Source organism: Bacillus sp. MUM 116 (genome assembly GCF_001866655.1).
Lineage (GTDB): Bacteria > Bacillota > Bacilli > Bacillales > Cytobacillaceae > Neobacillus.
This window is the reverse complement of the sequence record NZ_MLYR01000180.1, coordinates 1-8013: the sequence shown is the minus strand read 5'-3', so window position 1 is coordinate 8013 and position 8013 is coordinate 1. Positions and strand designations below refer to the sequence as shown.

General features: G+C 38.3%; 10 protein-coding genes. 2 read left to right on the top strand and 8 right to left on the bottom strand.

The features are described from left to right. The first annotated feature begins 57 nt into the window (after positions 1–57). Both BIV60_RS27660 and BIV60_RS27655 read left to right on the top strand, forming a co-directional pair. Positions 58–630 (top strand): helix-turn-helix domain-containing protein, encoded by a 573-nt coding sequence (locus BIV60_RS27660; RefSeq protein WP_071358874.1) that lies wholly within the window; start codon positions 58–60, stop codon positions 628–630. Between the two features lie 22 nt (positions 631–652). Further along, positions 653–1072, top strand: a complete 420-nt coding sequence (locus BIV60_RS27655) for a hypothetical protein (protein ID WP_071358873.1) — start codon at positions 653–655, stop codon at positions 1070–1072. Positions 1073–1116: 44 nt separating this feature from the next. On the opposite strand, the gene BIV60_RS27650 is transcribed toward BIV60_RS27655, so the two are convergent. The 8 genes from BIV60_RS27650 to BIV60_RS28970 form a co-directional block, all read right to left on the bottom strand. Next, the gene (locus tag BIV60_RS27650) at positions 1117–2589 is read right to left on the bottom strand and encodes a DHA2 family efflux MFS transporter permease subunit (RefSeq protein ID WP_141770583.1); all 1473 of its coding nucleotides are present in this window, start codon (positions 2587–2589) and stop codon (positions 1117–1119) included. 332 nt (positions 2590–2921) lie between these two features. Continuing rightward, positions 2922–3050, bottom strand: coding sequence for a hypothetical protein (locus BIV60_RS30735; RefSeq protein WP_256218570.1), 129 nt, complete (start codon positions 3048–3050; stop codon positions 2922–2924). Between the two features lie 57 nt (positions 3051–3107). Further along, positions 3108–3287 (bottom strand): Dabb family protein, encoded by a 180-nt coding sequence (locus BIV60_RS28975; protein ID WP_256218571.1) that lies wholly within the window; start codon positions 3285–3287, stop codon positions 3108–3110. A gap of 50 nt (positions 3288–3337) precedes the next feature. Then, the gene (gene ftsZ / locus BIV60_RS27645) at positions 3338–4561 is read right to left on the bottom strand and encodes a cell division protein FtsZ (RefSeq protein WP_071358871.1); all 1224 of its coding nucleotides are present in this window, start codon (positions 4559–4561) and stop codon (positions 3338–3340) included. Between the two features lie 176 nt (positions 4562–4737). Next, positions 4738–5193: a hypothetical protein gene (locus BIV60_RS27640; protein WP_256218569.1), complete on the bottom strand. Its 456-nt coding sequence runs from the start codon at positions 5191–5193 to the stop codon at positions 4738–4740. A gap of 815 nt (positions 5194–6008) precedes the next feature. Then, positions 6009–6743 carry an SIS domain-containing protein gene (locus tag BIV60_RS27635; protein ID WP_071358869.1) on the bottom strand — a complete coding sequence of 245 codons (735 nt, stop codon included), beginning with the start codon at positions 6741–6743 and terminating at the stop codon, positions 6009–6011. A gap of 125 nt (positions 6744–6868) precedes the next feature. Next, entirely contained in the window at positions 6869–7372 is a 504-nt protein-coding gene (locus BIV60_RS27630) for a DinB family protein (RefSeq protein WP_071358868.1), read from the bottom strand. A 143-nt stretch (positions 7373–7515) separates the two neighbouring features. Next, on the bottom strand, positions 7516–7680 hold the full coding sequence (locus tag BIV60_RS28970; protein ID WP_083402507.1) for an aspartyl-phosphate phosphatase Spo0E family protein: 165 nt from the start codon (positions 7678–7680) through the stop codon (positions 7516–7518). Positions 7681–8013: the final 333 nt, after the last annotated feature.

Genomic DNA, 8013 nt, shown 5'->3' with positions numbered 1-8013 from the left:
ATATGTTATAATATATTTATAAAGTAATATAATGTATCCAGTTAAAGGGGTTGTAACATGGATAAGGACTTCTTAACCGCTCAGATTGGCCAGCGGTTGCGATATTTCCGGCAGCAGCGGAAATTAACTTTGGACGAGCTGGCAGACTTGACCGGGGTTAGTAAACCGATGCTAGGTCAAATTGAACGTGGTGCCTCGAATCCAACCGTTTCAATTCTTTGGAAAATTGCGTCTGGCCTGCAAATTCCGTTCGCATCATTCCTAGCAATGAATCCTTCCGTTAAAATGATTCGTCAGGCTGATCAGCCTTTTTTTAAAGAGGACAATGACTTGTATGAGGTTTATAACACATTTGCTTCACCAGGGATCCCGATTGAAAGTTACCGCGCACTTCTTCATCCAGGCTGTCATCACTATACAGAACTAAACGGAATTGGCGAAATTAAATCGATAACGGTCCATTCCGGCACCTTCTCCATAACCATAGGTGATGAAAATCAGTATTCATTAGAGCCGGGAGATTCCGTCTCTTTTTCAACGGATGTTCATCAGATTTTTGAAAATAAAACAGGGAAAACTTGCGAAATTAGTGTAGTTATCTATTATTCAATTCCAAACATTCAACTTTAATTAATGATAAAGGGTGATATTGTTGAAAGATTCAGTTGAAACAGTTTATATACTGGAAAATCCTGAAAAGAAAATAACGAGATTTGCAACCGGCAGTCAAATAAGATATGACGATGTCATTAAGGAAGTATATGGAGTCGCATCTATCCAAGACCTGTCAATGATGATTCAATTTAATAAAGGTTTTCATGATAGTATTTGCGAAAAGTATGAGATTAAAGGAAATAAAATTTCAATAGACATACTGGTCCGTATTGCTTCTAAAAGTGAACTTCTTCAATTTAAAAAACAATTGGTTGAAAAATCTCGGGAGGATGTAAATTTCACTTCGGAACAGGTTGTTGCCATCCTCCAGCCTTTTAATGACACCATTCGCTTACAGGAAGGCATTTTCGAATGGAATGACAATGATTTTTCATATGATTTAAAAACGATTGCATGATTTAACGCAAAAAAAGGGTGACTCGGAGTCACCCTTTTTTCAGTTTAGTTCTCTGCTAATTTCGTCCCGATTTTTTTACTCGACTGATTCCCTACAATAGGGTCTTCAGCTTGTTTTGCACGTTTAATAAAGAATGAAAGGACAAGTGCCAAACCTGCGATAAAGGTAGCAATAAGGAAGGCATAGTTGATTCCATTTAACATGGCCTTCATCATAATCTGCTGCTTCATCTCTGGAATAGCTGCCGGTGTAGGCTTTGCTGTAAGATGCTTCATTGCCTCTGCACCAATTTCCTTGGCCTGTGATGCGGTTCTATTTGTCATGATTGTTACCAGTAACGCGGTTCCAATGGCTCCGGCAACTTGGTTTAAGGTATTATTCATAGCGGTACCATGAGGATACAATGGTTTTGGTAATTGATTTAATCCATTCGTTGATACTGGCATCATCACCATGGAAATCCCCAAGCTTCGGATAGAATATAAAAGAATAAGATGAGTATAGGTTGTATGCAATGTTAATTTACTGAATTCATAGGTAGTAACTGTAACAATAAATAATCCTATGACAGCTAAAATACGACCGCCAAATTTATCAAATAACTTCCCTGTAATCGGTGACATGATAGACATAAGCAGCGCTCCCGGAAGGAGCAGCAACCCGGCATCCATCGGTGAAATTCCTCTTAGGGTTTGAACATAGATGGGTAGCAGTAACATCCCAGAGAATAATGCCATATTTAAAACCATCGCAATGGCAGATGATAATGCAAACATTGGATAATGATAGACTTTGAAATTCAACATTGGCTGTTCTTGCTTTAATTGACGGATGATAAAGACTATTAATGATATAACGCCAATAATAATGGTTCCATATACCTCTGGGCTATCCCATCCCTTTTTCCCTGCTGAACTAAAGCCGTATAGAATCCCGCCAAAACCAATACTGGATAGGAGAAGTGATAGGAAATCCAAGCGCATATTCATTTTCTCCTTTTTATCCTTCAGCAAGAAAAATCCAATCAAAAGAACGATGATGGCAATTGGTGTAACAAAATGGAAAAGCATTCTCCAATCATAATGTTCAATAATCCAGCCAGATAGGGTCGGGCCAATTGCCGGGGCAAACATTAAGATTAATCCGAATACCCCCATCGCCGTTCCCCTTTTCTCAACCGGGAAACTAACTAACATAACATTCATTAGTAATGGCATCAAGATAGCCGATCCGGAAGCTTGTATCATACGGCCGGCTAATAACATGATAAATACGTGAGCAAATCCCGCCAGAATTGTACCAACAGTAAAAAGTCCCATAGCAACTAAAAATAGTCGGCGAACCGTATATTTTTGAATTAAGTAAGCGGTCGTCGGTATCAATATCCCATTTACGAGCATAAATCCAGTCGTCAGCCACTGAACGGTCGAGGCCTCAACAGCTAAATCCTTCATGATGGAAGGAAGGGCAATATTTAATAACGTGTTATTTAAAAAAGCAATAAATGCACCGACCATCAATACCGCGATGACGCCATACGGTGGACGGGCAGCCTTATTTATCGAATCATCCAAACTAGTTTCCCCCTTAGTTGACTTGTATATATTTTCCTGCACCCCTTATGCGCATAAAGAACATGATATACCAACAGTTCAAAAATTGCAATCAAAAAATATCAGCCTAATAAAGGGATTTTCCAATACAAAATAATTATGCAATTTAGTTTTTTATACAGGGAGTATAATCGACAAATTTCCAGAGGCACCTGTCACTGCCCGAATTATTGCCAAAACAAAAAAGCCTGTTTTCAAGTTATCATCTTGAAAACAGGCTTTAATATTATGTGTTTTTAATTATACCCAATGTCGCCATTATGCCAATTACCAATGTCATCATTGGCTTGTTGTTGTCCTGATTGTCGTGGCTGTTTGATTGCGAATATCGAAGTCCGAATCTGTGTTCCAATCCTCATTTTCATCTTGGCGCCCTAGTTATTCTTGAAATTAGTCGATTTCGTATTCTAGATTATCCATTTTTAAAACTCTAAATCAACCACAATGAGATCCTCTAATCCGATTTCCTTTAAATAAGCAAATACTTCCTGATGATTTGGGTGCAGACTATAATTTTCTAATGAACGGAGGGCTTCAAATCGAACGGTCAAACCTACCTCATGCCCCTTATTCCTCTGCGATAAATTATATCCTTGTTGAATATCGACAATACTGAGAATGATATTCTATAATGCCTGTGGCATGCACCAGATTATCGATTCCTTCTACGATTACGCAGGAATGTAGGGATGTCCAGTGCATCTTCCGTTTGATGGCTTTCTCGATTTTGTTCAAAACTTGGCTCTTCATCCTGCTGTTGCCTTTGACGGCCGTGTGCAGGAATCTCTTCTTCGCGTTTTCTGCTATAATCCTGAAACCGGTCTTCGCGAATCAACGGTTCTCGTCGATGCTGAATTTGAGATGGACGATAAGACGCAGTTTCTCTTATTGGACTGGAAGCTTGATTCGAAGGTGCCATTTCTTTATCATCAAATCCCGTTGCAATCACGGTAATCATGATTTCATCCTTAAGGTTTTCATTTATGATCGATCCAAAAATCATATTTAATTCCTGGTCTGCAGCTGAAGCAACGATATCAGCTGCCTCCTGTACTTCATATAAACTTAAATCAGTGCCGCCGGTAATATTCATTAAAATCCCTTGAGCCCCATCAACTGAAGTTTCCAGTAACGGACTGGAAATCGCTTTTTTCGCTGCTTCAACTGCACGGCCATCGCCTTTTGCCACACCAATACCCATCAGTGCTGTTCCCTGATTGGTCATAATCGTTTTCACATCAGCAAAATCCAGGTTAATTAGCCCCGGAACTGCAATTAAATCAGAAATCCCTTGAACCCCTTGACGCAGAACATTATCCGCCTCACGGAAAGCCTGAACCATCGGCGTCTTTTTGTCGACTATTTGTAATAAGCGGTCGTTAGGTACTATGATTAATGTATCGACCGCTTGCCTCATTTGCTCAATTCCACTTGCCGCATTTTTGGCGCGTTTATGGCCCTCAAAACCGAAAGGTCGAGTGACGACGCCAATGGTTAGAGCACCAAGCTCGTGGGCAATTTGGGCAATGGCCGGAGCGGCACCTGTCCCGGTTCCGCCACCCATTCCGCAGGTAACAAACACCATGTCAGCACCTTTTAATACTTCTTGAATCTGCTGTCTGCTTTCTTCAACAGCTTTTCTGCCTACTTCCGGATTCGCTCCTGCTCCAAGTCCTCTCGTTAAAGAGCCTCCAATTTGCATTTTAATTTCAGCTTTTGAGAGTTTAAGGGCCTGTGCATCTGTGTTTACAGCAATAAATTCTACACCTTGAACTCCATCCTCAATCATTCGGTTCACAGCGTTATTTCCGCCGCCGCCGACACCAATTACTTTAATTCTAGCTACCTGATCTATATTCAAATCAAAATCCCACATTTTTGTTCCTCCTACTTGAACCGCACTTTATCGAAAATGGCGTGTTTCTTTTTATAACGATTTCAATATGTATTTTATAGTTAACTATCATTTTATCAAAATAACGTGATTTTTAATATAGTACTGTGGTCACTCCCACACAGTAATTATTCCTTACCTTAGAATGTCTGTTTGAACTATTTTTGTGCTTTTTTATGGACTCCTTTAATCCCCTTTTGGTCGAGCAGTGCCATAATCTGCTGAAGATGGGCATAATCCTCTACCACAACATAATCCGGCTGAAACATCTTCCTTTTAATATCAAACTTTAATTTATAGCCATTGTCAACACGGGAATGATAGCCATATAACTCATGCCATCGAACGATTTGCTCGGTTTCATAATGTTGAATTTGACTTGCCGGATAGTATTTTCCATTCAGAATGATCCCTTTGGGTAGAATATATAGGTTGCCTTGGTGGCGAACAAGGCTGATTAATATATAGAATATATAAGCCAAATTGAAAAAGGAAGACCCTAAGTAGTCGGTTGTAAAAACTACCAATAATACTACTACTAAAATGAAAAGCCCTAACACTGTCCCCCATTTTACATATTGATAGGACTTTGTCTGTTTTGTTAGAGGCTTCATTTCTTTCCATTCAACTGGAAGTAAAATACTTGCAAACTCACTCTCTTTTTTCGGGTATAGTGCATCTTTTGAAAATTCCGCAGCTTTTTTTAAATTGAGCCGATACCGGATTAAATACCTAATACTAAGGATAAAAATAACCGTAAATAAAAAATTAGTTAGAATTTTTAATTTCCCCTTAACTTTTATATCATTACTTCTTTGAATATTTTACCATAAACTTTCATTTTTGAATAAAATTTAAAGGGCTAATTCTATTATCTCAATTTTCTAATAAACATACAATCCATTCTAGTCGTTTTTTCAAAACTTGTAGAATACAATTAGAATAGGTATGCTAGAATATAGGTCCTTTTATCCAGTAAAGTATAAAAGAGTTCTAAGGATGATAGAAGTAGCTCTCTTATCTTTATTAGTAAACGTAACAGTACAGAAATAGAGAATAGGCGTTCAACTGCTTTTCTAAGTGAATTCCAGTAAAAATAAAGGGGAAATTTTTTTTTAAAAAAAAGGGGGGGCACTACTTGTAGTTGCCACAATCCTTTGGGGAGGAAACTTACCAGATAAGAAGCGCTTAATTAATCATGAAAAGGTGTCATAATGGGATTTTTGGGCTTTCAGGAAGGTCAGTTGTTCTCTTGATGAACTTGCAATTGTCCTTCAAACTCAACTGGAGGGACATTTTTCCTTATCACTTTAAACATTTTGTCTTTCCAGATACTCTGTAGAGACATTTTCACTAATTACTTCAACCCTTTCGTCCCTCCAGTACCCTTATAACCGTAGCTACGCAATGAACCTCTCCTAGATTCTTTTTAAGACAACAAGGGAATTCTCTGTCGATATTTCTCTATTAATTGATGATTGTGTTCATCTGCCCCATCAATATTACCACTTAGAAATACTGGTGGTTCAAACCCCTGATCAGCCATGATTTTGATGGCTTCTGCAAAAATTGCATTTAAGATTACAGCCCCGACAACAGTGGAAGTGGGTCCAAATGGAACCGCCACTTTTTCATATGTAAGAGCGGCATCACCTTTAGTGGAGTGGTTATCAATGACTAAATCAACGGAATTAAAAAGGTGTTTTCCACTTTTATGTTTTGAAGGCTGGCTCTCTGAGTATTCAATGGATGTAATACCTATTACAAAAGCACCCTTTTTCATCGCTTCCTGCGCTACATCTACTGGAACAGGATTGCGCCCCGAGGTAGAGATAACAAAGACTACATCCTTCGCTTGAAAATCCTGATTTTTTAAAAATTCATGAGCATAATCATTTTGCCGTTCAAGCTGTGAAGAACGCAGTGCCCCTTCATGAAGCATCAAGGATTCAACAAGAATCGGTTTAATCGGGACAAGTCCCCCAGCGCGATAAAAAACCTCTTCTGTTAAAATATGAGAATGTCCGCAGCCAAAAAGTTGGACAATTCCTCCAGTTTGAATCGCTCCAGCAACCTTCTCCGCTGCATTCCTGAGTTTTTCTATCTCCTGTTTTTCAACTTGTTTAATGACCTCTTTTGCTTTATCAAAATATTGGGTTAACATCAATATCCCCCCTAATTTTAAATTTACTAAATAAACTTCCTCCTCGAATCAGTGCGCCTAATCTTCCTCCACTTTAACATGTGAAAAAAGAACACACTGTTTCAAATGTGTTCTTCATATAGAATTTATAATACAGGAGCCTCCATGCCCATTTGGCTCCACTCTTCTCGTGCCGGTCCATATACACCAGGTACCTTTAAGCCTGCTTGACGCATAAGAACAGTCAGTTGGCCGCGGTGATGAATAATATGTTTGATGAGAAGAGAAAGTGTAACAGCTTTTGGCATATCCATTCCAAACACATTTTTCATTTCCTTTAAGGAATCATCAGACCACTGCTGCTTTACCGCATCAATTGTATCGGCCGTAACCTTTCGAAATGTATCAGCAATTACTTTTGCAGAAGTTGGCATTGTCGATGAATTTTCAACAGGAGCAACCTTAATCCCAAATTCGTTCAACATTTCCGGGGTACTTGATACGATATGCCAGGCTATTCTTCCAAGTGTACGATCTTCCGGAGAAACCAATTGTTGCAGAGATCTATCCGTTAATGCATCAAAAACTTTTTGAGTAGATTCCATTTCTTGATTCCATTCTCCAACAAATTCATTGATTGAAGTATACATTTTTCCATCCCTCGATTAATTTTTACACCAATATATGGTGATTTAAAGTATAGCATTCGCAAAAAAGTTTACAAAATCGGTTCATCATTTAAAAATAGAAAAAAATTCCCATCAGGGATTTTCTCCAACATGAATATCAGCCATTATGCAGGTCGTATTTGTTGGTTCCGGTATTGTAAGTTTAATAGCCGATCCAATTTTTTACTTAGCAGGATAGTTTCTGACGAGTTTAACCCTTTCGCCATTCCTACTGTAATCATCGTATTTCTAACTATTTCAATTTGGTAAATTAAGTCATCATTTGTCATAATCAGTAACCCCTTTTATGTCCAACTACTTCTTTAGTTTACCAATTGAAAACGCATTCATAGAAACAGTATTTATCTTCAAATATCGACATAAACCGTTACCTTTCAATTGTTTCTTTCAAAATTCACAAATTTTCCAAATTGGAACTGACATTCATTTTCAACAGAAACTGGTCTCTTCCCACAAAAATAGAGAATGCTCAAATCCTCGGGATATACCGAGTGTTTTTTTTGTAAAGGCTCTTTTCGTAAACTTTTTTGCTTTTGGACCTTAAGAAGGGTCATTTACTAAGTTTCTAGGCAATTTTCGCAAATGTTCTTACGAAAAGATGC

Coding starts and splice junctions, on each gene's coding strand:
- ftsZ (WP_071358871.1), bottom strand. CDS start 4,561: ATGTGGGATTTTGATTTGAATATAGATCAGGTAGCTAGAATTAAAGTA.
- BIV60_RS27630 (WP_071358868.1), bottom strand. CDS start 7,372: ATGTATACTTCAATCAATGAATTTGTTGGAGAATGGAATCAAGAAATG.
- BIV60_RS27635 (WP_071358869.1), bottom strand. CDS start 6,743: ATGTTAACCCAATATTTTGATAAAGCAAAAGAGGTCATTAAACAAGTT.
- BIV60_RS30735 (WP_256218570.1), bottom strand. CDS start 3,050: ATGAAAATGAGGATTGGAACACAGATTCGGACTTCGATATTCGCAATC.
- BIV60_RS27650 (WP_141770583.1), bottom strand. CDS start 2,589: ATGGTCGGTGCATTTATTGCTTTTTTAAATAACACGTTATTAAATATT.
- BIV60_RS27640 (WP_256218569.1), bottom strand. CDS start 5,193: ATGAAGCCTCTAACAAAACAGACAAAGTCCTATCAATATGTAAAATGG.
- BIV60_RS27660 (WP_071358874.1), top strand. CDS start 58: ATGGATAAGGACTTCTTAACCGCTCAGATTGGCCAGCGGTTGCGATAT.
- BIV60_RS28970 (WP_083402507.1), bottom strand. CDS start 7,680: ATGACAAATGATGACTTAATTTACCAAATTGAAATAGTTAGAAATACG.